This is a genomic window from Streptomyces sp. NPDC111744, from assembly GCF_055634995.1.
The window spans coordinates 141,502-168,374 of the sequence record NZ_JBVKCG010000002.1 but is presented as its reverse complement, the minus strand read 5'-3'; the positions used below and the strand labels follow the sequence as shown (position 1 = coordinate 168,374).

The following is a 26,873-nucleotide window of genomic DNA, read 5'->3' as shown; positions in this document are numbered from 1 at the left end:
CGCCGGGTTGTTCAGGCTGCGCTTTCGAGAGGGCGTCTGCCCCAGCGGATGCCCTTCTCGCTGCGGATGCGGGCGCGCTCCTTGCGTTCGGCGGCCAGGACGTCGCGGTGGCGGGTATTGGCGTTACGCCACCGGACGTAGGCGTGCAAGGCCCGGGTCTGCACGGTGTGGTTGGGGTGGTGCGAGATGGCGATGGTGAACTGCCTCAGCGGTCCGAAGTGGGCCTCGATCGGGTTCGCCCACGAGGCGTAGGTCGGGGTGAACCACAGCTCGACCTTGTGCTTCTTCGCCCAGCGGCGGAGGTCGGCGCCTTTGTGGGTGGACAGGTTGTCCAGGATGACGTAGATCGGTCCACCGTCCGGGCGGGCGGCTCGGATCGACTTCAGCGCGGCCAGCGTGTTCGCGGCACCTTTCCTGCGACGGTTGACGCCCCACAGAGTGTCGTCGCCGACCGAGTAGCAGCCGTGGAAGTACCGGATGCCGTGGGTGCGGTGGTAGGTGGCCGGCAGCCGGTCGGGGCGTTTGCGCTCGGCCCAGCCGGAGCCTGCGGTGGGTCGGATTCCGAGCGGGCCGAACTCGTCGAAGGAGAAGACCCGGTCCGGGAAGCGGTCCAGTACTTCCTCGATCCGGTCCAGTTTGGCGTCCCGCTCGGGGTCCGGGGATTGCTTCCAGGTCTTGGTGCGCTGGAAGGTGATGCCGCGGCGGGCGAGCAGGCAGCCTAATGTCTCGCGGCCGATGCCGATGACCCGGCTGTGGACTTTGCGCAGGTAGGCCGCGGCGGTCAGCCGGAGTTGACTGATGTTCAGTATGTCCAGCCGTGCCACCGCCGTATCCTGCGGGCCGTGACGGCGACCTGTGTACTGGACGGTACCCGTATCGGCACGCTGGAGGACTTCTGGCGGGTGATCGGCGAGGCGGTCAACGGGTCCGGCGGCTACTTCGGCCGCAATCTCGACGCGCTCGTCGACTGCCTCAGCGGCGGCTTCGGAACCCCCGGCGACGATGACTTCGTCTTCGAGTGGCGCGACCACGAGGCCTCCCGGGCCCGTCTGGGTCACCCGGAGACCGCCCGTCGGCTGGAAATCCGGCTCGCCCGCTGCCACCCGTTCAACCGTGCCGCCGTCGCGGCGGAGTGGGCCGAGGCCCGCGCGGGGCGCGGGGCCACCGCCTTCGACTGGCTGCTCGGCGTCTTCGAGCAGCGTGCCACGGGTGCGCTGCGGCTGCGGTGAACCCGCCGTGAACCGCCGGGTCTTCGGCGCCAGGGCCGGTGCCGCACTCGCGTCCACCGCCGCTGACAAGGAAAGATGGGTATCCGATGATCGATCAACGACTGCGGAGGAAGTGGACTCATGCCGCATGAGCGAGCGGGCCGGCCGGCGGCTCCGGAGGACCTCGTCGACGTGGCCCGGCTGGTCACGGCGTACTACGCACTGCACCCCGATCCGGCCGACCCGGCCCAGCGGGTGGCTTTCGGCACCTCGGGGCACCGCGGATCGTCGCTGACGACCGCGTTCAACGAGGACCACATCGCGGCCACCAGCCAGGCCATCTGCGAGTACCGGAGCGGCCAGGGCACCGACGGCCCCCTCTTCCTGGGCGCCGACACCCACGCCCTGTCCGAGCCCGCCAAGGTCACCGCCCTGGAGGTGTTCGCCGCCAACGGCGTCACCGTCCTGATCGACAGCGCCGACGGCTACACGCCGACCCCTGCCGTCTCGCACGCCATCCTCACCCACAACCGCGGCCGTACGACCGGCCTCGCGGACGGCGTCGTGGTCACCCCCTCGCACAACCCGCCCTCCGACGGTGGCTTCAAGTACAACCCGCCCAGCGGCGGGCCCGCCGCCTCCGACGCCACCTCCTGGATCCAGGACCGCGCCAACCGGATCATCGCGGACGGGATGAAGGACGTACAGCGCCTTACCTACGAGCGCGCGCTCGCCGCCCCCACCACCGGCCGGTACGACTTCATGGGCGTGTACGTCGACGACCTGCCCAGCGTCCTCGACCTCGACGCGGTCCGGGCGTCCGGGCTGCGCGTCGGCGCCGACCCGCTCGGCGGGGCCTCCGTCGCCTACTGGGGCCGGATCGCCGAACGGCACAGCCTCGACCTCACGGTGGTCAACCCGTACACCGACCCCACCTGGCGGTTCATGACGCTGGACTGGGACGGCAAGATCCGCATGGACTGCTCCTCGCCGTTCGCGATGGCCTCGCTGATCGAGAAGCGGGACGAGTTCCGCGTAGCCACCGGCAACGACGCGGACGCCGACCGGCACGGCATCGTCACCCGCGACGCCGGCCTGATGAACCCCAACCACTACCTGGCCGTCGCCATCTCCTACCTCTACCGCCACCGCGAGCAGTGGGCGGCGAGCGCCGGCGTCGGCAAGACCCTCGTCTCCTCCTCGATGATCGACCGGGTCGCCGCCGACCTCGGCCGTCAGCTGGTCGAAGTCCCGGTCGGGTTCAAGTGGTTCGTGGACGGACTGGTCAGCGGCGCCATCGGGTTCGGCGGCGAGGAGTCGGCCGGCGCCTCCTTCCTGCGCCGGGACGGCTCGGTGTGGACGACCGACAAGGACGGCATCCTGCTCGCCCTGCTCGCCTCCGAGATCACGGCGGTGACGGACAAGACCCCGTCCGAGCACTACGCCGACCTGACCACCCGCTTCGGCGAGCCCGCCTACGCCCGTATCGACGCCCCGGCGACTCGTGAGGAGAAGGCCCTCCTCGCCAAGCTGTCCCCGGCCCAGGTCACCGCAGAGACCCTCGCGGGCGAACCGGTCACCGGGGTGCTCACGGAGGCGCCGGGCAACGGCGCCCCGATCGGCGGCATCAAGGTGACCACGGAGAACGCCTGGTTCGCGGCCCGCCCGTCCGGCACGGAGGACGTGTACAAGATCTACGCCGAGTCCTTCAAGGGCCCGGATCACCTGGCCCGGGTCCAGGAGGAGGCCAAGGCGGTCGTGATGGCCGCGCTGGGCGGCTGACGCCCCCGGGGCGGAGGCGGTGGTCAGACCGGCCGGACCATCGCCTCCAGCACCCGCTGGATGAGGCCCGCGTGGTCGACGCCCGGGTGAGCGGCCGGGCCCATCTCTTACTCACCGATCGCCACCGACGACCGCTCAGGTCGGCCTGCCGCAGCCGGGCAGCCGTCTGTTCGAGGAACGCGGACTTGCCCGCGCCGGCCTCGCCGGTGACCAGCACCACGGCGCAGCTCCGCCGGGCGGCCCGGGCGGCGGTGTCCAGGGCCCGCAACTCCGCGCTCCGGCCGACGAACAGCTCCCGCCCGGTGCGCTGCGGCGCAGCTGACGTCCGTGACCGGCGGATGTCGTCGTGGGTGTCGCAGCGCCCGGACGGACCTGGAGGACCCTTGAGTCCGACTTGGTGGCGAAACCCCGGTGCCTAACCGGACCGGCACTCCGCGAGCCGCTTCTCCAGGAACCTGCGCTCCGCCGCGTTCTCCACCAGCTCCAGGGCCCGCTCGTACGACCCGGCCGCCTCCCGGGTACGCCCCATACGGCGCAGCAGGTCCGCGCGGGTCGCCGGGAGCAGGTGGTAGCCGGCCAGGGAGTCCTCCGCCTCCAGTTCCGCCACCAGCGCGAGGCCCGCCTCCCCGCCCTCGGCCATGCCCACGGCGACCGCGCGGTTGAGCCGGACCACGGCCGAGGGGACGTACCGCTGGAGTTCGCCGTAGAGGCCTGCGATGTCCGCCCAGTCGGTGTCTGCGGCGGTCGCCGCGGTGGTGTGGCAGGCCGCGACGGCCGCCTGGATCTGGTAGGGGCCGGGGCGGCCGCGGCGCAGGGCGCCCTCCAGGAGAGCCGCGCCCTCGTCGATCTCGGCGCGGTCCCAGGCCGTGCGGTCCTGGTCCTCCAGGGTCACCAGGTCACCGGCCGCGTCCACTCGGGTGCCCCGGCGAGCGTCGTGCAGCAGCAGGAGCGCGAGCAGCCCGACGACCTCCGGTTCGTCGGGCATCAGCCGGGCCAGCAGCCGGGCCAGCCGGACAGCCTCGGCGCACAGGCCGGTCCGCATCAGGTCGGCGCCGGACGTGGCCGCGTACCCCTCGTTGAACAGCAGGTAGAGCACGCCGAGGACGCCCGTCGTACGTTCGGGCAGCAGATGCGCGGGCGGCACCCGGTACGGGATGCCGGCGTTGCGGATCTTCCGCTTGGCGCGCACCAGCCGCTGCGCCATCGTCGCCTCGGGGACGAGGAACGCGCGGGCGATCTCGGGCGTGGCCAGCCCGGCGAGGGTGCGCAGGGTCAGTGCGACCCGGGCCTCGATCGGCAGCGCCGGATGGCAGCAGGTGAAGATCAGCCGCAGCCGGTCGTCCGCCACACCGCTGTCGTCGCCCTCGTGATCCGGGTCGTACGGTCCCTCGTCCCGTGTCAGCACCGCCGCCTCCCGCAGCTTCGCCGCCCCCACCGCCTCCCGGCGCAGCACGTCCAGGGCGCGGTTGCGGGCGGTCGTGGTCAGCCAGGCGCCCGGGCGGCGCGGCACTCCGTCGCGCCGCCACCGTTCCAGCGCCTGGGCGAAGGCGTCCTGCGCGCACTCCTCGGCGAGGTCCCAGTCGCCGGTCACCCGGATCAGGGTGGCGACGACCTGGGCCCACTCCTCGCGGAAGGCGGCGGCGACGGCCTTCTCGACGCCGTCCGTGGCACTCACTCCCAGACCGGCCGCACCTCGACCGAGCCGCCGGCGAGCGCCGCGGGGTGCCGGGAGGCGAGCGCGATCGCCTCGTCCAGGTCGGCGACCTCGATGATGTCGAGGCCCGCGACATACTCCTTGGTCTCGGTGAACGGCCCGTCGGTCAGCAGCACTTCGTCACCCTGGACGCGCACGGTTGTCGCGTCGGCGGCGGGCCGCAGCCGGGCGCCGCCCTTGACGATGCCACGGCTGCGGACCTCCTGGATGTACGAGGTGAAGCGCGGGTCCTCGGCGATCTCGGCGGGGCTGAGCTCCTCGCCGCCGACGGGCGTGCAGATGAACAGGACGTACTTCATGACCGCTCCTTCCCGGCCGTTTCGTCCAGCGGCACCGAGACGTGCTCGTGGGCGATCAGCCAGCTGAAACCGGTGTCCCGGTAGCCGGTGGTGACGCGCACCACCCGGTCCAGGGCCTCCCCGGTCGATCGGGTGCCGCGGATCCGGACGAGGGCGTGGCTGAAGGCGCTGCCCTCCCCGGGCCGTACCCGCAGTTCGAGCACCTCGCGGTGGACCGGCCCGCTGAGCGTCGCGAACCACCCCTCGACCGCCTTGCGGAACGCGGCGATCCCCACCCGCGTCTCGACGCCGGAGGGCTGGAAGGTCTCCACGTCGGGCGCGTAGCAGGCCGTCAGCCGCTCGATGTCCCGCTCACGGGCGGCCTCGGTGAGCTCGGCGTCGATATGGCGGACGGCCGTCTCGGCGTCCTCCGCGAGCCCCTCGTCCCAGAACGGCCGCACCTCCATGGCCCCGATGGTGGCCACGGGATGACCGGCGGCGATCCGTACGGCCTCCTCCAGGCTGTCGCAGTCGACGACGTCGAATCCGGCGACGTACTCCTTCGTCTCCGCGAACGGGCCGTCGGTCCGCAGGACCTCACCGTCACGCACCCGCACGGTGACCGCCGTGTCCGGCAATTGCAGCCGGTGGCCGTACAGCCGGGTACCGCGCCGGACGCCGTGTTCCTCCACCCAGGGGTCGACCGGCGCCATCCCCGAGGCGTCGGCGGTGTCGTCGCCGCAGACCAGCAGCATGTACTTCATGGTTCCTCCCGGTCCTCAAGAGCTATCTACACCCCACCGACGAACGGCGCCGCGCGGAATCGACACCCCGGCGGACGGCACCGCTCACAGTGCCAGTCCGTGCCCCCTGCCCAGGATGCCGTGCGGGTCGTGGACGCCCTTGGCCTCTGCCAGGGTGCCCCACTGGTCGCCGTAGTGCTCCCGCCAGTCGGCCGGGGTCATCGGCAGCGCGTTGACCGGATAGGCGACGGCACCCTTCGCCCGCGCGTACTCGTACGCCATGCGGTTGGCGGCCACCATCGGGGCGGCCGCGCCCGGGGCGGCCGTGCGCAACAGGGCGAGCAGCAGGACGACTTCACCCCGAGGGCGGCGGAACAGCGGGGCCCGCAGGGCGGGGGAGAGCAGGGGATAGAGCAGGACCACGCCGTTCTCGCGCAGGTCCCGGAAGCCGGGGTCGGCGAGGATGCCGGTCACGACGGACGCCGCGGTGTCCTCGGGCAGCAGCAGGTTCAGCCAGGGGTGCGGGTGCAGCCACTCGCCGGTCGCGCGCAGGAGCTCCTCGTCGGCCGCGACCCGGTTCGCGAACTCGGCGTATCCGAGGTCCGTGATCTCTGCCGTGCCGAAGGCGAGGCCGGCGAGGAGGGCCCCGTCGTCGGGTGGGGTCGGGCCGTGGTGCGCGGCCAAGGCCTCGACCATGTAGTGCCAGTCGTCCGCGGTGCCTTCGACCGGGCGGGCCTGGCCTTCGAGGTAGTCGAAGCGCCGGCCGGTCGCGAGCAGGTGCTGGTCGGTCAGGTAGGCGTCGGGATCGGCGTAGTACAGGCAGTAGCGGCGCACCAGGGCGGGCGCGGGGGACAGCCGGAGGGTGGCCCGGACGATCACGGCCACCTGTCCCAGGCCGGCGAGGACCGTGTGGAAGAGGGCGCCATGGTGGTCCGGCGAGCAGACCAGGTGCTCACCGGCCCCGGTCACCACCTCCAGCTCCAGCACCGAGTCCGCGACCAGGCCGTGCCGGTGACTGGCGCCGCCCAGCCCGCCCGCGCTCAGCACACCGCCGACGCCGGCACCGAGGTAGTCGGTGAGGACGGGAGGGGTGAGCCCGTACGGCAGGGTCGCCGTCAGCACGTCCCGCCAGAGCGCCCCGGCCCGCACCGCCACCCGGTCGCCGGTCACCGGCCCGACCGCGCTCAGCTCACCCAGGTCGAGGACGATCCCGTCCGGTGCCTGACCCTGGCCGTGGAGAGAGTGTCCGCCGGCCCGCGCGGCCACCGGGATCCCGCGCGGCCCCGCGTACACCAGCGCGTCCTTGACCTCGGCCGCGGACCGGGGCCGCAGCACACCCAGGGGCGGCAGGTGCACGAGGTGGCCGAAATCGTCCGCCGCTTCCTGAAGGGTTTCCGGGCGGGTGTCCAGCACTTCCACGAATCGTGCGGAGACACGGTCCGACGACGTCACGCGGCACGCTCCAGATGGGCTTCGGTCGACACGGGCTGAACCATTTTCGCGGCGGGGAATGACGGACGGATCTCGTTTCCTGCTTTGACATCTGGGCGTTGCGATGGGTTTACTCCGCGGGGATCCGGAGAACAGCGTGACCGGAGTTGTGCCCTGCCCCCCGTCGCTCCCCGGAGCGCATGTCGTGTGAGAGGTGTTCTGGTCTGACCGGCTCCCGCGAGACCGCAGCCACAGTCGACGGGTCGCCCGCCAGGGCCGCGGACCGGACACCGGTCCCGCCGCCCCTCCCGGGCCCGGCCACCCGGAGCGGCCCGTCCGCCGGCCGGCGCGACGCCTACTTCGACAACGCGAAGTACCTGGCGATCGTGCTCGTGGCCGTGGGACACGCCTGGGAGCCGCTGCGCTCGGACAGCCGTACCGTCACCGCGTTCTACACATTCGTCTACGCCTTCCACATGCCGGCGTTCATCATCATCTCCGGCTACTTCTCCCGCAGCTTCGACGCCAGCCCCGCCCGTATCAAACGGCTGGTCACCGGTGTCGCCGTGCCCTACGTGGTGTTCGAGGTCGCCTACACCCTCTTCACCCGGTGGAGCGACCACGCCCCCGACCGCGAGATCAGCCTGCTGGACCCGCTGTATCTGACCTGGTTCCTGGCGGCCCTGTTCATCTGGCGGCTGACGACGCCGATCTGGCGGCTCGTACGGTGGCCGCTGCCCCTCGCACTCGCCGTCGCCATGCTGGCGAGCCTCTCGTCGTCCATCGGCAGCGACCTCGACCTCCAGCGGGCCCTGCAGTTCCTGCCGTACTTCGTGCTGGGCCTGTGCCTGCGACCGGAGCACTTCAGTCTGCTGCGCCGCTGGAGGGTGCGCCTGTGGGCCGTCCCCGTGGCCCTGTGCGCCCTCGTCGTGGCGTACTGGTCGGTGCCGCACCTGGGCTACCGCTGGTTCTTCCACCGGGACAGCGCCGAGCAGCTCGGCGCGCCCGCCTGGTACGGGCCCGTCATGACGCTCGCCGTCCTCGGCTGCTCCCTGGTGCTGGTCGCCTGCTTCCTCGCCTGGGTGCCCGGCCGCCGCACCTGGTTCACCGGCCTCGGCGCGGGCACGCTCTACGGCTACCTGCTGCACGGCTTCGTCGCGCAGGCCGCCAAGCCCGCCCACTGGTACGACCCGGCCTGGATGCACGGCCCGCTGGGCGCGGTGACGGTCACCCTCGTCGCCGCCGTCGTGGTGACCCTGCTGTGCACACCGCCGGTGTGCCGGGTCTTCCGGTTCGTGATGGAACCCAGGATGGAGTGGGCCTTCCGGGCGCGGGACGGGCAAGCGGTTTAGGACGGCCGACGAAACGCCGCCGGGGTCCTTTCCGGAAACCGCTGAAGCGGCGAATATGCCGCACCATGGACATTCTGCTCGTCGCCAGCGCATTCAACAGCCTGTCCCAACGGGTGTACGCCGAACTGTCCGACCTCGGTCACCACGTGGACGTCGTCCTCGCCACCCGCGGCCCCGACGCCGTCCGGGCCGCGGTGCGGGACCTGCGCCCGGACCTGATCATCGCGCCGATGCTGAAGACCGCACTCGCCGGGGACGTCTGGCGGGAGCACACCTGCCTCATCGTGCACCCGGGGCCGCTCGGCGACCGCGGCCCCTCCTCCCTGGACTGGGCCATCGACGGCAAAGCGGCCCGCTGGGGAGTGACCGTGCTCCAGGCCGAGGCGGCCATGGACGCGGGCGCCGTCTGGGCGAGCGAGCCCTTCCCGGTGGAGCCTGTCGGCAAGAGCGACCTCTACCGCAACGAGGCCGCCGACGCCGCCCTCACCGCCGTCCACCAGGCCGTACGACGGTATGCCGAGGGCTCCTACAAGCCGCGGTCGCAGAGCGATCCCGCGATCCACGGCCAGATCGTCTGGCGGGACGTCTTCCGCCAGGCGCGGCGAAGGATCGACTGGGCGGCCGACGACACCGAGACCGTGCTGCGCAAGCTGCGCGGCGCCGACTCGCAGCCGGGGGTGCTCGACGAACTCCTCGGCCGCGAGCTGTTCCTGCACGGCGGCCACCCCGAGGACCAACTGCGCGGCCGCCCCGGTGAGTTGCTCGCGACTCGCGCGGGCGCCGTCTGCCGGGCCACCCGGGACGGTGCCGTGTGGATCCCCGAACTGCGCCCCCGCAAGAACTCCGGCGACCCCGCCCCCTTCCGCCGCCCCGCGGCCGACGTCCTCGCCACCCCCGGCCTCCCCGACAGCCCCGCCCCGCTGGAACTGTCCCCGGCCCGCCGTACCTGGACCGACATCCGCTATCGGCAGGAAGGTGACGTCGGCTTCGTCACCTTCTCCTTCCCCGGCGGCGCGATGAGCACCGACCACTGCCGGCGCCTGCTCGCCGCCTACGAGTACGCCCTCGCCCGGCCGACCCGGGTTCTCGTGCTCGGCGGCCGCCGGGACTTCTTCTCCAACGGCATCCATCTGAACGTCATCGAGGCCGCCCCGGACCCCGCCGAGGAGTCCTGGACCAACCTGAACGCGATGGACGACCTCGTCGAGGCCGTACTGCGGACCACCGACAGGCTGGTCGTGGCGGCGCTCGGCGGGAACGCGGCGGCCGGTGGCGCCATGCTCGCCCTCGCCGCCGACGAGGTCTGGTGCCGAGCCGGTGCTGTCCTCAACCCGCACTACCGGCGGATGGGCCTGTACGGCTCGGAGTTCTGGACGTACTCGCTGCCCCGCCGCGTCGGAGCCGAGACCGCCCGGCGGCTGACCGAGGAGGCACAGCCGGTGAGCGCCGCGACCGCCGCCCGGATCGGGCTCGTCGACCGGCTGCTGCCGGTCCCCGCACAGCGCTTCGCCGCCGAGGTCGAGGAGCAGGCGGCCGCGCTCGCCGGCACCCCGGATCTCGGCCGGCGCATCGCCGCCAAGGCCGCGGCGCGCCAGGCCGACGAGGCGCGACGACCGCTCGCCGAGTACCGGAGGGACGAACTCGACCGGATGCACGCCCTGTTCTTCGACGCGGCCGCCGCCTACCACTCGCTGCGCTCGGACTTCGTCCGCAAGGTCCCGGGCGGTGCCCGGTGACGCGGCTGCTGGTGGCGGGCGTGGGCAACATCTTCCTGGGCGACGACGCATTCGGCCCCGAGGTGATCCGCGCCCTGGACCGGCGCCCGCTGCCCCCCGAGGTGCGGGTCCGGGACTACGGCATCCGGGGCATGGACCTCGCCTACGAACTGCTCGACGGCTGGACGGTCGCCCTGCTCGTGGACGCCGCCGCCCGCGGCCGGCGCCCCGGCACGCTCTCCCTGATCGAGCCCGAACTCCCCGCCGGCGCCCCGGCGGCCCCGCCCGAGGCACACGGCATGGACCCCGCGAAGGTACTCGCCCTGGCCGCCCACCTCGGCGACGAACCCCTGCCGCGCGTCCTCGTGCTCGCCTGCGAACCCGGACAGCTGCCACGGGGCGACGAGGACATCGCCCCCGGCCTGAGCGAGGCCGTCCGGGATGCGGTCGAACGGGCCGTCGAAGCGCTGCACACCCTGGTCCCCGAGCTGCTCGCCCACCCACAGGTCACGCCGTCGTTGGACCGCCCGGAGGAATCCACGGGCCCCGCAGCGGCCGGGCTCCCGCACCCGGCCGCCACCGGCGCGGAGGATCGCTAGCGGACCAGGACGGGACCCACCCGATCCGACGGCTCGTCCCGAACTCAGCGATCGAGGAGCACCCATGTGTCAGTCCGAGGAGGTCACCCGGGCCGTCCTGGCCAGGAACGACGGCTTGGCCGCGAGCCTTCGCGACGATCTGGCCGCGCGCGGGGTCAGCGTGGTGAACCTGCTCTCCAGCCCCGGCAGCGGCAAGACCGAACTGCTCGGCCGGGTGCTGGCCCGGGCACTGGAGCGGGAGGTGCCCGTCGCCGCCTTCACCGCCGACCTCGCCACCGAGAACGACGCCAGACGGCTGGCCCGTTCGGGAGCGCCGGTGAAACAGCTGCTGACCGACGGCCTGTGCCATCTGGAGGCCCGGCAGGTACGCGGCCACCTGGAGGGCTGGCTGCCGGCGGACACCGCGCTGCTGTTCGTGGAGAACGTCGGCAATCTCGTCTGCCCGGCCTCCTACGACCTCGGCGAACAGCTGCGGATCGTGCTGATGGCGGTGACCGAGGGCGAGGACAAGCCCTCGAAGTACCCCACCGCCTTCGGCTCCGCGCACCTGGTCGTACTCACCAAGACCGACCTCGCGGGGCCGGCCGGCTTCGACGAGACCGCCTTCGCCGACCACGTTCGGCGGGTCAACCCCGGGGTGGAGATCGTCCGCTCCTGCGCCCGCACCGGCGAGGGCGTCGACACGGTCCTGGACCGGGTGCTCGCCGTACGGGACGGTGCGCCCGCGCACCGGCCGCCCCTCGCCCCGCACCCGCACGGTCACGTCCACGCGCCCACCGCCTCGTGACCGCCCCCACCACGGGGGCCGCCGTCCGCCGGCGCATCACCGTGCGCGGCACCGTGCAGGGCGTCGGCTTCCGCCCCTACGTCCACCGCCTCGCCGCCGGTCTCGCGCTCACCGGGTTCGTCAGCAACACGGCGAACGGTGTGCTCATCGAGGTCGAGGGAGCGGCGACCGGCGTCGAGCGGTTCCGCGAGCTGCTCGCCACCGAGCCGCCGCCGCTCGCCGCCGTGACCGCCGTCGGCGTCGAGGAGGTACCCGTCACCGGGGCGGACCCCGGCTTCACCATCCGCGCCACCGAGCAGTCCTCCCCGGGCCGCACCCTGCTCCCGCCCGACACCGCGACCTGCGCCGACTGCCTGCGGGAGCTGGCCGATCCGGCCGACCGCAGACACCGGCACCCCTTCATCACCTGCACCCACTGCGGCCCCCGCTTCACCATCGCCACCGGCATGCCCTACGACCGCGCGGTCACCACCATGTCCGGCTTCCCCATGTGCGCCGGCTGCGCCCGGGAGTACGAGGCCCCGGCCGACCGCCGCTTCCATGCCCAGCCCGTGGCCTGCCCGGACTGTGGGCCCCGGCTGCGGCTGGTGCCCGCCGCGGACAGCGGAGTGAGGGCCGCTCGCGACGGTGATGCCCTCTCACGGGCGCGAGAGCTGCTCGCCGCCGGGCGGATCGTCGCCGTGAAGGGCATCGGCGGCTACCACCTGGCCTGCGACGCCTCCAACGCCCGCGCCGTCGACACCCTGCGCACCCGCAAGGCGCGCGGGGACAAGCCGTTCGCCGTGATGTGCGCGGACCTGGACGAGGTGCAGCGGATCGCCGTGCTCGGGTCCGCCGAGCGGGCCACGCTCGCCGGCCCCCGGCGCCCCATCGTCCTCCTGCGCCCCCGCGACGACGTAAGGCTGGCACCCGGCGTGTGCCCCGGCAGTCCCCACCTCGGTGTGATGCTGCCCTACACCCCCGTCCACACCCTCCTGTTCGGACTCCCCGGCGACCCGCCCGGCCCCCGCGCGCTGGTCATGACCAGCGGCAACCGCTCGGGCGAGCCGATCGTCACGGACGACGACGAGGCGCTCACCCGGCTGTTCGGACTGGCCGACGCCTGGCTCGCCCACGACCGGCCCATCGCCTCGCCCTGCGACGACTCCCTGCTGCGGGTGCGTGCCGACGGCAGCGAACAGGTCCTGCGCCGCTCCCGCGGATATGTGCCACACCCGCTGCGCCTGCCCGTCCCGGTGCGGCCCGCGCTCGCGGTGGGCGGCGACCTCAAGAACGCGCTGTGTGTCGGCGAGGGCGAACTGGCCTGGTTCGGGCCGCACATCGGCGACATGGGCGACCTGGCGACGCTGGAAGCGGCCGTCCGCGCGGAACGGCATCTGCACGGGCTGACCGGAGTCCGCCCCGAGCTCGTCGCCGCCGACCGCCACCCCGGCTACCACGCGTCCGCCTGGGCCCGCCGCCGCGCCGCTCAACTCCCCACGAAGCAGCCGGTGTTCGTCCAGCACCACCACGCCCATGTCGCCGCCGCCATGGCAGAGGCCGGCCTCGACGGCACCACACCGGTCATCGGCGTCGCCTTCGACGGCACCGGCTACGGTGACGACGGCACCGTCTGGGGCGGCGAGGTGCTCATCGCCGACTACACCGGCTACCGGCGCCTCGCCCACCTCGCCCCGGCCCCGCTCCCCGGCGGCGACGCGGGAGTCGCCAACCCGTGCCGGACGGCGCTGGCCCGGCTGTGGGCGGCCGGCGTGCCGTGGGATGCGGACCTGCCCTGCGTCGCCGCCTGCTCCCGCGAGGAACTCAGGCTGCTGGCACGGCAGTTGTCGAGCCAGGTCGGCTGTGTGGCCACCTCCAGCGTGGGCCGGCTCTTCGACGCCGTGTCGTCCCTCGCGGGCGTGTGCCACCGCGCCGGGTACGAAGCCCAGGCGGCCCTGGAACTGGAGGCACAGGCCTGCCTGGCCTGGGACGAGGACACGGCCGCGTACCCCTTCGGCGACCCCTTCGACCCGGCCCCCGCGCTGCGCGCGATCGTCAGCGACCTGCGGCGCGCCACCCCGGTACCGGTGATCGCGGCCCGCTTCCACCGCGGGGTCGCCCGGGCGGTCCTGGACCTGTGCCGCGGCGCGCGCCGGGACACCGGCCTGGCCACCGTCGCCCTCACCGGAGGTGTCTTCGCCAACGCGCTTCTGGAGCAGGCCGGTTCCGAGCTGCTCCAGGACTTCGGGTTCACCGTCGTCCGGCACCGCGAAGTCCCGCCGAACGACGGCGGGCTGGCGCTCGGGCAACTGGTGGTCGCGGCCCACGGACAACGACCCGACGACGGCCGACGTACGGCAGTCACCGACGAGACGGAGTGACCCATGTGTTTGGCAGTGCCCGGCAGAGTCGTGAGCATCGACGACACGTCCGATCCGCTCACCGGCCTGATCGACTTCGGCGGTGTGCAGAAGCAGGCGTGTCTTGAGTACGTGTCCGACGTCCGCGTCGGGGAGTACGTCATCGTCCATGTGGGGTTCGCCCTGCAGCGGCTCGACGAAGAGTCGGCCCTGGCCTCCCTCAAGCTCTTCGAGGAACTCGGGCTGCTCGAAGAGGAGTTCGGCGACGCCTGGCAGCAGGCGGCACAGCAGGCCGAGGGGAGCGAGAGCCGGTGAAGTACCTCGACGAGTTCAACGACCCCAAGCTGGCGCGCCGCCTGCTGGACGACATCCGGTCCACCGTCACCCGGCCCTGGGCCCTGATGGAGGTGTGCGGGGGCCAGACCCACTCGATCATCCGGCACGGCATCGATCAACTCCTCCCCGAGAAAGTGGAGTTGATCCACGGGCCGGGCTGCCCGGTCTGTGTGACCCCGCTGGAGTGCATCGACAAGGCGCTGGAGATCGCCGCCCGCCCCGGGGTGATCTTCTGCTCCTTCGGCGACATGCTGCGGGTGCCCGGCACCGACCGGGACCTGTTCCGGGTCAAGGGCGAGGGCGGTGACGTCCGCGTGGTGTACTCGCCGCTCGACGCGCTGAAGCTCGCCCAACGCCACCCGGACCGCCAGGTGGTCTTCTTCGCCATCGGCTTCGAGACCACCGCCCCCGCCAACGCCATGGCCGTCCACCAGGCCAAGCGCCTCGGGCTGACCAACTTCAGCCTGCTGGTCTCCCATGTGCGGGTCCCCCCGGCCGTCGAGGCCATCATGACCGCGCCCAGCTGCCGGGTGCAGGGCTTCCTGGCCGCCGGGCACGTGTGCAGCGTGATGGGCATGACCGAGTACCCGGAGCTGGCCGCACGCCACCGGGTCCCCATCGTCGTCACCGGCTTCGAACCCCTCGACATCCTGGAGGGCATCCGCCGCACGGTCCGCCAGCTGGAGCGCGGCGAGCACCGGGTGGAGAACGCCTACGCCCGGGCCGTGCGCGAGGACGGCAACCCGGCCGCCGTCCGCATGATCGAGGAGGTCTTCGAGGTCACCGACCGCTCCTGGCGCGGCATCGGCCGAATCCCGGCCAGCGGCTGGCGGCTCAGCGAGGCCTACCGCGCTTACGACGCCGAGCACCGCTTCGACGTCACCGGCATCCGTACCGAGGAACCGGCCGAGTGCCGGGCCGGCGAGGTCCTGCAAGGGCTCATCAAGCCCACCGAGTGCGCGGCCTTCGGCACCACCTGCACCCCGCGCACCCCGCTCGGCGCCACCATGGTCTCCAGCGAGGGCGCCTGCGCCGCCTACTACCTCTACCGCCGGATGTCCGAGCCGGCGCTTCCGCGAGAGGAGATGAACCCCGTTGGCTGAGCAGACCGTCGTCGACCCGGCGAACTGGAGCTGTCCGGCGCCGATCCGTGACCAGCCGGTCGTGGTGATGGGCCACGGCGGAGGGGGCGCCCTCTCCGCCGAACTGATCGAGCAGGTCTTCGCCCCCGCCTACGGCAACGCCCTGCTCGCCGGGATGACCGACTCGGCCGTCCTCCACCTCGGCGGCGCCCGACTGGCGTTCTCCACCGACTCCTACGTCGTACGGCCGCTGTTCTTCCCCGGCGGCTGCCTCGGCGACCTCGCCGTCAACGGCACGGTCAACGACCTGGCGATGAGCGGCGCCCGGCCCGCCTACCTGTCCGCCGCGTTCGTCCTGGAGGAGGGCGTGGAGCTGGCCGTCGTCGAACGCGTCGCACGGGCCATGGGCGCGGCGGCCGAGACGGCCGGCGTCACCATCGCCACCGGTGACACCAAGGTGGTCGAGGCAGGGCACGGCGACGGGGTGTACGTGACCACCGCCGGGGTAGGTCTCGTGCCCGAGCGGGTGGACATCCGTCCGCAGCGGGCCCGTCCCGGTGACGCCGTCATCATCAGCGGGCCGATCGGGCTGCACGGGGTCGCCGTGCTGAGCGTCCGCGAGGGGCTGGAGTTCGGCGTCGAGATCGCCAGCGACACCGCGCCGCTGGCCGACCTGGTCGCCACCATGCTGGACATCACCCCGGACATCCACGTCCTGCGCGACCCGACACGCGGTGGTCTGGCCGCCTCGCTGAACGAGATCGCCCGCGCCTCCGGCACGGGGGTACGGCTGAGCGAGCGGGCCGTCCCGGTACCGGACGCCGTCGCCAACGCCTGCGGGTTCCTCGGGCTCGACCCGCTCTATGTCGCCAACGAGGGCCGGCTCGTCGCCTTCGTCCCGCCGACGGAGGCCGACGCCGTCCTGGCGGCCATGCGCGCCCATCCGCAGGGGGCCGGCGCTGTCCGCATCGGCGAGTGCGTGGCCGACCACCCCGGGATGGTCGTGGTGGCGACCGGACTCGGCGGCACCCGGGTCGTGGACCTGCCGCTCGGGGAGCAGCTCCCGCGGATCTGCTGAACGCGGATCTGCCGAACAAGGCGAAGACCCCGCCGGTGCCCGGAACCGACCGGGCACCGGCGGGGTCATTCGACCGCGGTGATCTCCAGCTCCCGGCCGCTGCGCAGCTCGGTGCAGGGCCGGTCGCAGCGCGGGCACCAGAAGAACGGCGGCATACCCACCGCGAACTCCTCGGCGCACGGGCCGCACCAGGCCTGCGCGGGCACGTGCTCGACCACGAGATGTGCTCCCGCCAGGGCGGTGCCGTCACGGGCCACCTCGAAGGCGAAGGTCAGGGCGTCCGGTACGACCCCCGACAGCTCGCCGACCCGGACGGCCACCGCCGAGACGGTGTCCGCCCCGTCCGCCCGGGCCCATTCGCCGGCCTGTTCCACGATCGCGGTCGCGATGGACAGTTCGTGCACGCCCGGCTCACGGATACCGGCGACGGGCACTCAGCCCGCCGGCGATACGCCAGATCTTCAGCTCGCGGACCAGGCTGGGGATCTCGGTGACGAGCAGCGCCGCGCACACGGCGCCCACCACGGCGATCTCGGCGGTCAGCACGCGCTTGGCCGTCGTACCTCTTCTTCGTTGCCTCATGTGGGGAACTCCCAGTTCTCTCTCGTCGGCTTCAGCCGGGAGGGATGTTCGGCATGACGTCCAGCAGGGCGTCGTGCCGCTTCCAGTGGATGCTGGTGGAGCGCCGCGCGTCGGCGGTGCCGTCCGGGTGGTGCCCAGTCTGGGTGGTGCGCGGCCCGTGGTTGCCCTGATGCATACCGGGCACGTGGGACGGCGTGTCGGGCTTCGCCTGGGCTCGGCCGACTCGGATGCTTCCCATGGGGTTTCTCCTTCCTGTGTTGCCGTTCCTCAAGGGCGCTCGGTGAGCTCCTCGAAGAAACGCTCCACGGCCGGCCACATCCGGCCGCCGCCGGACAGGCCGCGCCACTCCTGGCGGACGACGGCGAGCATGCGGAAGCAGTCGTCCACCGGCACGATCCAGTGGTGGTCCAGGCCGTGGACCGTGTTGACCAGCAGCGCCTCGACATCGGGTGCCATATCGGCCAGGGGCGGGCAGCCTGCGACCGCCCGCTGCCAGGCCGCCGCGTCCACCTCCCAGCGCATGGCACCCGCCGGGCTCGGTCCCTCGGCGGTGACCGAGCCGTCGGCGCGCGGTACGAAGAAGACCAGGCCGACCGGGACCCCCAGGGCCGCGGTGTCGACCTTCGGGAGGCGGACCCGGCGGGTGGGGATCAACCGGAACTGGGCTTCGCCGGTGCCCCGTCCGGGGAACAGCAGCGAGCAGGGGCGGCAGGCGCAGCGGACCTCGGCCTGCCCGGTGTCGTACAGATGTGGATGGTTCGCGGGCACCGGGGCGGCGCACAGGTCGCACACCTCCGCCTCCGCCGCCGGCCGGTGGTCGGCGGCGGAGCGGATGAGGCGGGCCAGGGCTCCGTCGGTGCTCACCGGGCCTCCTGTGGCCGGCGCAGGGAGTCGAGGGGGACGAAGGCGGGCGCCGGGGCCTCGGGCAGCGGCTGTACGTCGGCCAGCTCGGGGGCCGCGGCGAGCACCGCCTCCCGGACGACGTCGGTCACCTCCGTGGTACCTCCGCCGCACCCGGAGCCGCAACCGCCGCCCGTGGTCAGCCGCACCCGGCCCACCTGGCCCTCCACCCCGGCCCACTCGACGTCACCGCCGCGCTCGCGCACGGCGGGGCGCAGCCGCTCGACCGCGCGGGCCGCCCGGCGCTCGGGCGAGTCGGGGTGGATGTCGTGCAGGACCAGGAGGTGGTCAAGGAGCTCGTCGTCGGAAAGCCGCTCAACCAGTGGTGCGTCCGCGCGGTCCACGACGCGGGCGAGCGCCTCGCCGTAGACCTCGGTCAGCAGGCGTACCGCCTCGGCGGCCGCGCCGCCGGTCGGGCCGGGGGCGGACTCCAGCCCCTCCAGCAGTGAGTCGAGGCGGGCCAGCCTGGCCTCGACCGCCGGGCCGTCGAGGCGGCCGGGGTCAGCCATGGTTGGCCCCGTACGTCGGCGAGTGCGTGACGGTCAGCGTCTTGCCCTTGCCCGTGTACATATGGACACCGCACGGCAGACAGGGGTCGAAGCTGCGGACCGTGCGCATGATGTCGACGCCCTTGAAGTCGTCCGGGCCGTTCTCCTCGAAGATCGGCTGGCCCTGGACGGCGTCCTCGTAGGGGCCGGGGGTGCCGAACTTGTCGCGGGGGCTGGCGTTCCACGGGGTCGGCGGGTACGGGTGGTAGTTGGCGATCTTCTTGTCCTTGATCACCAGGTGGTGGGAGAGGACGCCGCGCACGGCCTCGTGGAAGCCGCAGCCGATCGCCTCGTCCGGCACCTCGAAGTCCTGGAAAACCTTGGTGTCGCCGGACCGCACCAGCCCCATCGCCTCGTCCAGGAACTGCAGGGCCATGGCCGCCGCGTAGGCGACGAAGTACGGTCGGGCGCGGTCGCGTTCGAGGGTGTTGGACCACTTCGGGATCTTCCACTCCAGTGTGGTCTCCGGCAGGCTCGCGCCCTTGGGCAGCGAGATCCGCACACTGGTGCCGGTGGCCTTGATGTACGGCGTGTCGACGATGCCGCTCAGCGCGGTCGACCACAGCCGGGCCAGCGGGCCGCCGCCGGTGTCGAGGGCCAGATGGTCGCCGGTGCGCTGATCGAACCAGCGCGGGCTCATCACCCAGCTGTAGTTGGCGTCGAAGTCCCGCTTCTGCGGCACCGGAAGGGTCGTCTGGTTCCACGGGTGTCGCATGTCGACGGGGTTGCCCAGCGGGTCGTGGGTGACGAACGGGTCCTCGTTGACCCAGTCCTCGTAGAACGAGCTGCCCAGCATGATCCTGAGGCCCAGGTTGATGTCGACCAGGCTGTTGGTCACCAGTTCGCCGTCGACGATGACGCCCGGGGTGACGTACATCGCCCTGCCCCAGCGCTCCATGTTCTCGTAGCGGTAGTCCACGACCTTCGGGTCCTGCCAGGCGCCCCAGCAGCCCAGGAGGATGCGGCGCTTGCCGACCTCCTCGTAGCCGGGCAGCGCCTCGTAGAAGAAGTCGAAGACGTCGTCGTTCATGGCGACGGCCTTCTTCACGAAGTCGATGACGTGCATCAGCCGGCTGAGGTAGTCGGTGAACACGGTCGGCTGCGGCATGGTGCCGACGCCGCCCGGATACAGCGTGGAGGGGTGGACGTGCCGGCCCTCCATCAGGCAGAACATCTCGCGGGTGGTCCGGGAGACCTTCAGGGCCTCCTTGTAGACCTCGCCCTCGAAGGGGTTGAAGGCCTTCATGATGTCCGCGATGGTCCGGTAGCCGTGGATGTCACCGCGCGGTGCGGCGGTGCGTTCGGCGCGGGCCAGGACACTCGGGTTGGTGGCCTTGACCATCTGCTCGCAGAAGTCCACGAAGACCAGGTTGTCCTGGAAGATCGTGTGGTCGAACATGTACTCGGCCGCCTCGCCGAGGTTGACGATGTGCTCGGCCAGCGGCGGTGGCTTCACTCCGTACGCCATCTGCTGTGCGTAGTCGGAGCACGTGGTGTGGTTGTCGCCGCAGATACCGCAGATCCGCGAGGTGATGAAGCCCGCGTCGCGCGGGTCCTTGCCCTTCATGAAGACGGAGTAGCCGCGGAAGAGGGAGGAGGTGCTGTGGCACTCCACCACCTCCCGGTTGGCGAAGTCGATCTTCGTGTAGATGCCCAGGTTTCCGATGATCCGGGTGATCGGATCCCAGGACATGTCGACGATCTGCGCGGGCTTGCGCCCCTTCTGCCGGGCCTCGGTTGTGGTCATCGGCGTTGCTGCCCCTTGCTGTGGGTGGTTCTCGGTCGGTTGAGGGTGGGTGCTGGACCGGGTCAGGGCCGCCAGCGCGGGGCGTACCCGCTGGTGAGCTTGCGCTTGTTGTGGCGCCACTTGGGCTCGTGGTTCACCAGCTCGTTGGTGAAGCCGCGCAGCCGGCGGATGACCGCGCCGTACGGCTTGATGGCCAGCGAGGAGAGGGTGCTGCCGGGCGGCTCGTCCATGAACGGCATGAACGCGTCCGGGAAGCCCGGCATGGTGCAGCCGATGCAGATACCGCCGACGTTCGGGCAGCCGCCGATGCCGGCCATCCAGCCCCGCTTGGGCACGTTGCAGTTCACGACCGGACCCCAGCAGCCCGACTTGACCAGGCACTTGGGGGAGTTGTAGTCCATCGCGAAGGTCGCCTGCTCGTAGTAGGCGGCGCGGTCGCAGCCCTCGTGCACCGTCTTGCCGAACAGCCACTGCGGACGCAGCATGTGGTCAAGCGGGGGCGGGGGAGCGGTGCCGGCGGCGTGGTAGAGCACCCAGACGAGGGTCTCCATGAAGTTCTCCGGCTGGACCGGGCAGCCTGGCACGTTCACGATCGGCAGCCCGCCCTGGGACTTGAAGTCCCATCCCAGGTAGTCCGCGAGGCCCATGGAACCGGTCGGGTTGCCGGCCATCGCGTGGATGCCGCCGAAGGTGGCACAGGTGCCGATGGCCACCACCGCCCAGGCCTTGGGCGCCAGTTGGTCGATCCAGTCGTTGAGGGTCTGCGGCTGGCCGGTCTCCGGGTCGTTGCCGAAGGACGTCCAGTAGCCCTCGCCCTCGATGATGTTCTGGTTCGGGATCGACCCCTCGATGACGAGGATGAACGGCTCCAGCTCGCCCCGCGCGGCCTTCCGGTACGGCGCGAGGAAGTCCTCGCCGCCCAGGCTCGGCGAGAGCACCTTGTTGACCAGGTTGACCTTCGGCAGACCCGGAATCAGGCCGAGGACCAGGTCCTCGATGGAGGGCTGGTCGGCCGCCGTCACGGAGACGGTGTCGCCGTCGCAGCTCATGCCCTCGGAGATCCACAGGATGGTGATCTCGTCGAACCCCTGGCGTGCCTCGGCCCGGCTGGGTTCGCCGCCGGTGGCGGTGGCGGTCACGTTCTGGGTGCTCATGTGTTCGGCCTCCGATGAAGTGGGCCCCGGGGCGGCTCGGTCGCCGCCTCTGGATCCGGGACGTCGGTGCCCCCGAGCGGCTCGACTTCGTCGGGCCGGAAGTAGTGGAAACGGCCGTACCAGCCGTGCAGTTCGGCCGCCGGATCGTCGTCGACGGTGACGGCGAGATGGGTGCTGCCGTCCACGTCGTGGAAGACCGCGGCCACGGTCGCGGTCCGGCCGGCCAGGAACATGTCCTGGGCGTCGGCACCCCGGCCGCGCGGGCGCAGCCGCACCGCGCTGCCGCCACCCACCCGCACACCGTCGACCAGGACGGTGTCGGTGGCCGGCGAGAGCCCCTCGTCGGCGCCCTCCTGCCACCAGGCGGGGCGCTCGGCCACCGGCTTCAGCGAACGGATCGCGCCGTGCAGCCGCCCGAAGACCTCCGGCGGCATGGTGTCGACCCGGTCGAGGATCTCGGCGGCCCGCGGGTCGGTGGCGCGGGCCTCCCGCTTCTCCTCGTCCGTCAGCAGCATGGTGCGCAGGGTGAGGATCTCGTCGATCTCACCGGCGTCATGCAGATCTCCGGGGCTCTCCGGTGCCACCTGTGGATGGTCGGGCAGGATGAGCGGCGAGGAGAGCAGCAGGGCGGAGACCGAGCCGTGGGCGGGGGTGTCGGCGGGGGGTGCGCCGCCGAGCACCGGGAACGTGAAGTCGTTACGGCAGCTCCGGGTGGCCTCCTGGAGGGCCGGGCCCGGGTCGATCAGGGAGACGAACTCCCCGCCCTCGACGCCGAGCAGGGTGTGGGTGGCGATGAGCGCGTGGCGCAGCGCCTGGTCGCGGGGGGCGTGCGGATCCGTCGTGTGTCCCTCGTTCGCGGTGCGCACCCGGAGCCGGACGAGACCCTCGCCGAACCGCTCGGCCACGACCGTGGTGCCGGCCCGGACCTCCTCCCGGCGCCTGACCAGACGTCCGGCGCCGGAGGGCAGCGCCTCCGTGTCGGCACCGGCGGGTGAGCCCACGGGGAACGTGTGCCGGCCCTCGTCCAGGGTGACCGTGAAGTCGGCCTCGCGCGGTACCGCCTCCTCGAAGGTCAGCTGCACGGTCCCGTCGTCGCACGTCAGCGACTCGACCGGCCGCCGGTCGCCGTCCTCGACCTGCTTGTGCTGCATCTGCAGATACCGCACCCGCACCCGCACGACCGCGCCCGGCCGGTACACCCGCACCAGGCACTCCGTCTGCTGGTACCAGGAGTCCGCCGAACCCGACACACCCGGGCTGACCGGGCCGTCGGCCTCCACCCAGTTCCTGGGGAAGAGGACCCCGAACTGCCAGCGGGCACGATTCTTCGGTGAGGACCGCCGATAGGGGTAGAGGAGGTAGCCCTCGTAGAGGACGGCATCCGCGACGGCGCTCAGCTGCCCGAAGGCGTCCCCGGACCGCTCAGGCGGCCGCTTCGAGCCGTCCACCAGGCCAGTGCGGGGCGCTCTGCCGTCGACCAGTCCCTCGGCCATGCAGCCTCCTCGGATCCGTGTGCGCGCCCATACCTTCCACCACGGTCACATCGGTCACGCCTGCTCGCCTCTTCTGGCCGAGCGGCGTTGGGCCGGACGGGGTGTGCCTGGGCGTACGCCGGGTCAGCCGGCGGAGGCGGCCTGCGCGGGACGGTCCGGGCGGACCGAGACGACGATGTCGCCGGCCTGGCCCACGATCGTCCTTCACCGGCAGCAGGCTCGGCAGGGTGGTCTTGGCGGAGGTTCCGGGCCCGTCCACCTCGGCCGGGCGTCCCCGGCGATGTGCCGGGTGGTCAGGGGGCGGTGAAGAGGGTGGGGAAGCGTGGAGCGAGCCAGGGTTTGCGGCCCGTGGCGAGTACCTGGCCCCGGGCCATGGCGAGCCATGGATTGCGGCGGCCGAGGGCGATGAGCAGGAAGGCGACCGGATCGATGAGGATCGTGCAGTCCGGGCGCTCCAGCGGTTCCGCGGCCACCCGCACGGCACCGTCGGCGAGTGTGACCCCGAAGGCGCCGGCGCCACCGCGCAGCCGGATCGTGTAGCGGGCGGTCAGGCCGGCGACGGCTGAGCCGTCCGCCACGGCCGGCATCGCCGAGAGCATGAACGGCATGCACAGCGCGACGCGTTCGGCTTCGATCATGTGCGGGCGCCGCAGCGCACGGGCGAGATCGTAGCCGTGCCCCAGCATGTGCGTGAGCAGGTACGAGGCGAGGACGGACCGGTCCATCGGGCCGAGCGGGGTGACCGGGGCCGGACCGTCCGCCGTCGTGGCCAGCGCGTCGACGCAGCGCGCGGCCTGCTCGGTGATCATCGTCGCCAGCGGCTCGGCCCGGCGCTCCCCGAACGCGGCCAGTGACTCCGCGTTGGCCGCCGCGAGGCTCCGCGGTGTGCCGTCCCCGTACGGGCGTTCCCGTCCGAGAGCGAGGTCGGCCATCAGCCCGTTGGCCAGCGCCAGATGGGCGGCCGCCTCACCGACCGTCCATTCCGACCCCGGTACGGCGACACTCGTGTCGGCCACGCCGTACAACACGGCCGCGATGTCGTCGCCGGCCTGCCGTATCGCCTGCCCGAGTCCTTCGGGCAGCGCCCCTCGGACGTCCTGCCGTGCCGCCTGATCCATGTCGGTCGCCCCTGTTCTACCGGCCGGTAGCCAACCAGACGTACGGGCGCACCACAAGCCCTGTGACGGTCACTGCGGGCGGGGGCCGTGCGGGAAGGTGTCCACGACCACGTCCGCGGCCTGGGCGGCGCTTGGTTCGGGCAACTCCTTCGAGGTCAGGTGCATCAGCTGCGGCAGCCGTGAACTCGCCCACGCCGGCGGGAGATCCGCGCGCAGCCGGCCAGATCGTCGCCGGGCCCTGGCGCGAGGATCTGCTGCTCCAGGTGTCCCGGACCCTGGAGCCGGCCCTCCACCGGAGCGACCGTCGCCCGCCGGTCGGCTGACAAGAACGTAGACGCCCACGGGCAGTCCGGTGGCCTCGTCGTGGTGGAGGGGCAGCGAGATCGCCGGCTGGCCGGTCGTGCGGTGTCCGCCGCGCCATGGCTCGCCGTCGACGACGTCGCGTGGGCCGCCCCGCATACCTGTCCGGAACACCGCCGTGCTCAGCCGGCGACCCTCTTCCGCGTCCGGACATGGCGGGCCCGCGCCTGCCCCTCCGCCGCCTCGGCGAGAGCGGGTTGAAGGCGGCGGGCGGCGTCGACATGGTCGTCGGTCCAGATGATCCGCACCGCGACGGGGGTGGCCCGGCCCTGACCGTCGCTGAGTTCGGTGCGGACGGACTCCACCAGCCGCGCGGCACCCTCGGGGCGCAGCGGGACGACGTCGGGGACGGGTGAGTGGTCGCCGAGGCTGGTCGCGAGCCCGTGGTACCAGTCGGTGACGAGGGCCGCCGACCCGAGGACGGCACAGTGGGCGTCGGCCCGCACGGCCTGGACGCGCGCCAGGTCCTCGCCCTGCCACAGGGAGACGACGGCGTCGGCGGCCAGGCGCAGCCCGACGACTCCGGAGACGAGGGTGGTCGTGCAGGCGAGCGACAGCGGCTTGGCGCCGCGTTCGGCCAGGAAGCTGCGGAACGCGTCGTCGAGGCGGCGCGCGGAGGCCGCCGCCTCACGGCTCTGCGGATCCGGGCCGCCGGGGTGGCGGTGGCCCAGGGCGTAGTCGACGGCGCCTGCGAGGTAACGGGCGCTGTCGTCGTACGCCTGGGCGAGTGCCTTGTGGACGGCGGCCCGGGCGCCGCGCGGCCAGAAGAACACGGCGACGAGGACGCTGACCGCGCACCCGAGCGCGATGTCCTGGACCCGCAGCAGGGCGATGTGCCAGTTGGGGTCGTGGCCGATGTTGAACAGCACCACGAGCGTGACGGTGAACGCGGCCTGCCCGGCGGCGAAGGAGATGGCGGCGGGCGCGATGCCGGCGAGCAGGATGGCCACCGGGAGCACGAACCACAGCGCGGTGCCGTGACGGCCGATCAGCTGCAGCAGCCCGGCGCCGACGACCGAGCCGGCCACCGTGCCGAGGACCGCGCGGGCGGCGTTCTGCCCGGTGCTGAGCGCGTTGGAGCGCAGCACGGACAAGGTGCCCAGCAGGACCCAGAAGGAGTGCCCGACGCCGGTCGCCCCGGCCAGGAACACGGCGATGCCGAGACCGACGGCGCCGCGCAGGCTGTTGTGCAGCCACACCGAGTCGGCCCTGAGATGAGCGCCGGCCCGTTCCCGTGCGGCGGCCAGCGGTGCGGCCAGCGCGCCCGGCTCACGGCCGAGCAGCCGCTCGGGCCAGCTGCGCTGCCAGGCGGTGGCCGCCACGTCCACGTTGTCGGCGATCTGCAGCACGGCGAAGCCGAGCTCCTGGGCGCGGAAGGACACGTCGAGCGCGGCGATGAACCCGTAGATCTCCGTCGTGCTGTTCCCACCCGGGGGTTCGGAGGGCACACGGACGGTGGAGCTGTGCTCCATCCCGGCCAGCGCCGCCCGCAGCGCTTTGGCGCGGGCCCGCAGCGGGCCGGTGTCGCCGTTCAGGTCCGTGAGCAGGTCGCGGGCCACCTCCAGGACGTGGGCGGCGGCGCGGCGCACACTGTGCGCGGCCGGATCACAGCCGGGGGGCTCGTCGGTGTAGTCGGACCGGTCGACGAGGATGGCGCACAGCCAGGTGAGTTCGTCGACCAGCCGGACCAGGGCCCGTGAGGTCGCGGACAGGCCGGTGGGGCGATAAGGGGTGGCTTCGAAGGCTCCCCGCAGGTCCGCGCCGGTACGGCGGGTGTGCTCCGCCGCCGCTCTGCACTGGTCGGCGTGGGGCACCGACCCGTCCGCGCCCGGCACGGAGGCGCGGGTGCGCAGATACCCGGCGGCGGCACGGCAGACGGCGGCCGCCGGGGCGCTGAGCGGATCGGCGACGGGACGCGGCCACAACAGGGCGACGGCCGGCAGCGCCACCGCCGCCGCCAGTCCCGCCCCCGCGAGACGGTCGGGCAGCTGGGACAGCGGTACCGGCGCGCTGACCGGCAGCACGAAGGCCAGCAGGAGCGCCGTCGAACTGCCGGCCAGCACCGAGCTGACCACACCGGCGAACAGGACCGCGAACCCGACCACGACGGTGGCCACTACGGCGAGCCAGGTCTCCGTGGCCGCCAGTGTCCCGACGCAGATCAGCACCAGCCACGCCACCGCGAGAGCTGCCTGCGCCCGCAGCCGCTCCACCATCGGACCGGAGTAATCGACCAGCAGCAGCATCGAGAACGACCCGAACGCGGCGAAGCTCGCCATCGTCGGGGAGTGGAGGACCTCGGTGCACAGTGCGAACAGGGCGGGCATCACCAGCGCCGTACGCCCGGCCCGCCGGGTCGCCGCGAGGTCCGGGTCCTTGCCGCGCAACCACGTCACCCAGCGTGGTGCCCGCCCCGACATGCGCACCTCCCGCTGGCCCAGGGCAGCCGGCCCCGCCGCCGCACCGCGTACACCACTTATATGCGGCCACCATCCGGCGGTCCGCAACATTTACCGGGACCCGGCCC

Annotated in this window: 26 protein-coding genes and 1 pseudogene; 11 read left to right on the top strand and 16 right to left on the bottom strand. The window is 72.6% G+C overall.

Annotated elements, in window-relative coordinates:
- Window positions 1–11: 11 nt before the first annotated feature.
- A pseudogene (locus tag ACZ7OO_RS04800) lies at window positions 12–773 on the bottom strand (IS630 family transposase); the annotation flags it as partial.
- A gap of 69 nt (window positions 774–842) precedes the next feature.
- Between ACZ7OO_RS04800 and ACZ7OO_RS04795 the strand changes: the two are divergent.
- Together ACZ7OO_RS04795 and pgm are read left to right on the top strand one after the other, a co-directional pair.
- On the top strand, window positions 843–1,229 hold the full coding sequence (locus ACZ7OO_RS04795; protein ID WP_471501513.1) for a barstar family protein: 387 nt from the start codon (window positions 843–845) through the stop codon (window positions 1,227–1,229).
- Window positions 1,230–1,349: 120 nt separating this feature from the next.
- Window positions 1,350–2,990, top strand: coding sequence for a phosphoglucomutase (alpha-D-glucose-1,6-bisphosphate-dependent) (pgm, locus tag ACZ7OO_RS04790; protein ID WP_471501511.1), 1,641 nt, complete (start codon window positions 1,350–1,352; stop codon window positions 2,988–2,990).
- Here the strand turns inward: pgm and ACZ7OO_RS04785 are convergent.
- The 5 genes from ACZ7OO_RS04785 to ACZ7OO_RS04765 form a co-directional block, all read right to left on the bottom strand.
- Window positions 2,917–3,282 (bottom strand): AAA family ATPase, encoded by a 366-nt coding sequence (locus tag ACZ7OO_RS04785; protein WP_471502328.1) that lies wholly within the window; start codon window positions 3,280–3,282, stop codon window positions 2,917–2,919. The two genes, pgm and ACZ7OO_RS04785, sit on opposite strands and share 74 nt — an antisense overlap.
- A gap of 123 nt (window positions 3,283–3,405) precedes the next feature.
- Window positions 3,406–4,665, bottom strand: a complete 1,260-nt coding sequence (locus ACZ7OO_RS04780; protein ID WP_471501509.1) for an RNA polymerase sigma factor — start codon at window positions 4,663–4,665, stop codon at window positions 3,406–3,408.
- Complete coding sequence (locus tag ACZ7OO_RS04775) at window positions 4,662–5,003, bottom strand: YciI family protein (protein WP_471501507.1); 342 nt, start codon at window positions 5,001–5,003, stop codon at window positions 4,662–4,664. The genes ACZ7OO_RS04780 and ACZ7OO_RS04775 overlap by 4 nt, the downstream gene beginning before the upstream one ends.
- The gene (locus ACZ7OO_RS04770; RefSeq protein WP_471501505.1) at window positions 5,000–5,746 is read right to left on the bottom strand and encodes a nuclear transport factor 2 family protein; all 747 of its coding nucleotides are present in this window, start codon (window positions 5,744–5,746) and stop codon (window positions 5,000–5,002) included. Before ACZ7OO_RS04770 ends, ACZ7OO_RS04775 begins: the two co-directional genes overlap by 4 nt.
- 84 nt (window positions 5,747–5,830) lie before the next feature.
- Window positions 5,831–7,177 (bottom strand): FAD-binding protein, encoded by a 1,347-nt coding sequence (locus ACZ7OO_RS04765; RefSeq protein ID WP_471501503.1) that lies wholly within the window; start codon window positions 7,175–7,177, stop codon window positions 5,831–5,833.
- Window positions 7,178–7,356: 179 nt separating this feature from the next.
- Between ACZ7OO_RS04765 and ACZ7OO_RS04760 the strand changes: the two genes are divergently transcribed.
- The 8 genes from ACZ7OO_RS04760 (at window position 7,357) to hypE (ending at window position 16,444) form a co-directional block, all read left to right on the top strand.
- Window positions 7,357–8,508 (top strand): acyltransferase family protein, encoded by a 1,152-nt coding sequence (locus tag ACZ7OO_RS04760; protein ID WP_471501501.1) that lies wholly within the window; start codon window positions 7,357–7,359, stop codon window positions 8,506–8,508.
- 65 nt (window positions 8,509–8,573) lie between these two features.
- Complete coding sequence (locus ACZ7OO_RS04755; RefSeq protein ID WP_471501499.1) at window positions 8,574–10,244, top strand: hydrogenase maturation protein; 1,671 nt, start codon at window positions 8,574–8,576, stop codon at window positions 10,242–10,244.
- Complete coding sequence (locus tag ACZ7OO_RS04750; protein WP_471501497.1) at window positions 10,241–10,822, top strand: hydrogenase maturation protease; 582 nt, start codon at window positions 10,241–10,243, stop codon at window positions 10,820–10,822. The genes ACZ7OO_RS04755 and ACZ7OO_RS04750 overlap by 4 nt, the downstream gene beginning before the upstream one ends.
- A gap of 64 nt (window positions 10,823–10,886) precedes the next feature.
- Window positions 10,887–11,609: a hydrogenase nickel incorporation protein HypB gene (gene hypB, locus ACZ7OO_RS04745; RefSeq protein WP_471501495.1), complete on the top strand. Its 723-nt coding sequence runs from the start codon at window positions 10,887–10,889 to the stop codon at window positions 11,607–11,609.
- A complete protein-coding gene (gene hypF / locus ACZ7OO_RS04740; RefSeq protein ID WP_471501493.1) occupies window positions 11,606–13,969 on the top strand; it encodes a carbamoyltransferase HypF in 2,364 nt (787 codons plus the stop codon). The genes hypB and hypF overlap by 4 nt, the downstream gene beginning before the upstream one ends.
- A gap of 3 nt (window positions 13,970–13,972) precedes the next feature.
- On the top strand, window positions 13,973–14,263 hold the full coding sequence (locus ACZ7OO_RS04735; RefSeq protein ID WP_471501491.1) for a HypC/HybG/HupF family hydrogenase formation chaperone: 291 nt from the start codon (window positions 13,973–13,975) through the stop codon (window positions 14,261–14,263).
- On the top strand, window positions 14,260–15,387 hold the full coding sequence (hypD, locus tag ACZ7OO_RS04730) for a hydrogenase formation protein HypD (protein ID WP_471501489.1): 1,128 nt from the start codon (window positions 14,260–14,262) through the stop codon (window positions 15,385–15,387). The genes ACZ7OO_RS04735 and hypD overlap by 4 nt, the downstream gene beginning before the upstream one ends.
- Before the next feature lie 67 nt (window positions 15,388–15,454).
- Window positions 15,455–16,444 (top strand): hydrogenase expression/formation protein HypE, encoded by a 990-nt coding sequence (hypE, locus tag ACZ7OO_RS04725; protein WP_471502326.1) that lies wholly within the window; start codon window positions 15,455–15,457, stop codon window positions 16,442–16,444.
- Window positions 16,445–16,509: 65 nt separating this feature from the next.
- On the opposite strand, the gene hypA is transcribed toward hypE, so the two are convergent.
- The 9 genes from hypA to ACZ7OO_RS04680 all read right to left on the bottom strand — a co-directional run bounded on the left by hypA (window position 16,510) and on the right by ACZ7OO_RS04680 (window position 23,986).
- Window positions 16,510–16,848: a hydrogenase maturation nickel metallochaperone HypA gene (hypA, locus tag ACZ7OO_RS04720; protein WP_471501487.1), complete on the bottom strand. Its 339-nt coding sequence runs from the start codon at window positions 16,846–16,848 to the stop codon at window positions 16,510–16,512.
- A gap of 7 nt (window positions 16,849–16,855) precedes the next feature.
- Entirely contained in the window at window positions 16,856–17,026 is a 171-nt protein-coding gene (locus tag ACZ7OO_RS04715) for a hypothetical protein (RefSeq protein ID WP_471501485.1), read from the bottom strand.
- 31 nt (window positions 17,027–17,057) lie between these two features.
- Entirely contained in the window at window positions 17,058–17,264 is a 207-nt protein-coding gene (locus ACZ7OO_RS04710; RefSeq protein ID WP_352218985.1) for a hypothetical protein, read from the bottom strand.
- Between the two features lie 29 nt (window positions 17,265–17,293).
- Window positions 17,294–17,890: a DUF5947 family protein gene (locus ACZ7OO_RS04705; RefSeq protein WP_471501483.1), complete on the bottom strand. Its 597-nt coding sequence runs from the start codon at window positions 17,888–17,890 to the stop codon at window positions 17,294–17,296.
- Window positions 17,887–18,435 carry a NifU family protein gene (locus ACZ7OO_RS04700; RefSeq protein ID WP_471501481.1) on the bottom strand — a complete coding sequence of 183 codons (549 nt, stop codon included), beginning with the start codon at window positions 18,433–18,435 and terminating at the stop codon, window positions 17,887–17,889. The genes ACZ7OO_RS04705 and ACZ7OO_RS04700 overlap by 4 nt, the downstream gene beginning before the upstream one ends.
- Window positions 18,428–20,221, bottom strand: coding sequence for a nickel-dependent hydrogenase large subunit (locus ACZ7OO_RS04695; protein WP_471501479.1), 1,794 nt, complete (start codon window positions 20,219–20,221; stop codon window positions 18,428–18,430). Before ACZ7OO_RS04695 ends, ACZ7OO_RS04700 begins: the two co-directional genes overlap by 8 nt.
- A gap of 62 nt (window positions 20,222–20,283) precedes the next feature.
- A complete protein-coding gene (locus ACZ7OO_RS04690) occupies window positions 20,284–21,375 on the bottom strand; it encodes an NADH-quinone oxidoreductase subunit B family protein (protein ID WP_471501477.1) in 1,092 nt (363 codons plus the stop codon).
- Window positions 21,372–22,868 (bottom strand): hypothetical protein, encoded by a 1,497-nt coding sequence (locus ACZ7OO_RS04685; RefSeq protein WP_471501475.1) that lies wholly within the window; start codon window positions 22,866–22,868, stop codon window positions 21,372–21,374. The genes ACZ7OO_RS04690 and ACZ7OO_RS04685 overlap by 4 nt, the downstream gene beginning before the upstream one ends.
- 293 nt (window positions 22,869–23,161) lie before the next feature.
- Window positions 23,162–23,986 (bottom strand): maleylpyruvate isomerase family mycothiol-dependent enzyme, encoded by an 825-nt coding sequence (locus ACZ7OO_RS04680; RefSeq protein ID WP_471501473.1) that lies wholly within the window; start codon window positions 23,984–23,986, stop codon window positions 23,162–23,164.
- Between the two features lie 179 nt (window positions 23,987–24,165).
- Between ACZ7OO_RS04680 and ACZ7OO_RS04675 the strand changes: the two genes are divergently transcribed.
- Entirely contained in the window at window positions 24,166–24,309 is a 144-nt protein-coding gene (locus ACZ7OO_RS04675) for a hypothetical protein (protein WP_471501471.1), read from the top strand.
- A 159-nt stretch (window positions 24,310–24,468) separates the two neighbouring features.
- On the opposite strand, the gene ACZ7OO_RS04670 is transcribed toward ACZ7OO_RS04675, so the two are convergent.
- On the bottom strand, window positions 24,469–26,766 hold the full coding sequence (locus tag ACZ7OO_RS04670; protein WP_471501469.1) for an FUSC family protein: 2,298 nt from the start codon (window positions 26,764–26,766) through the stop codon (window positions 24,469–24,471).
- Between the last annotated feature and the right edge of the window lie 107 nt (window positions 26,767–26,873).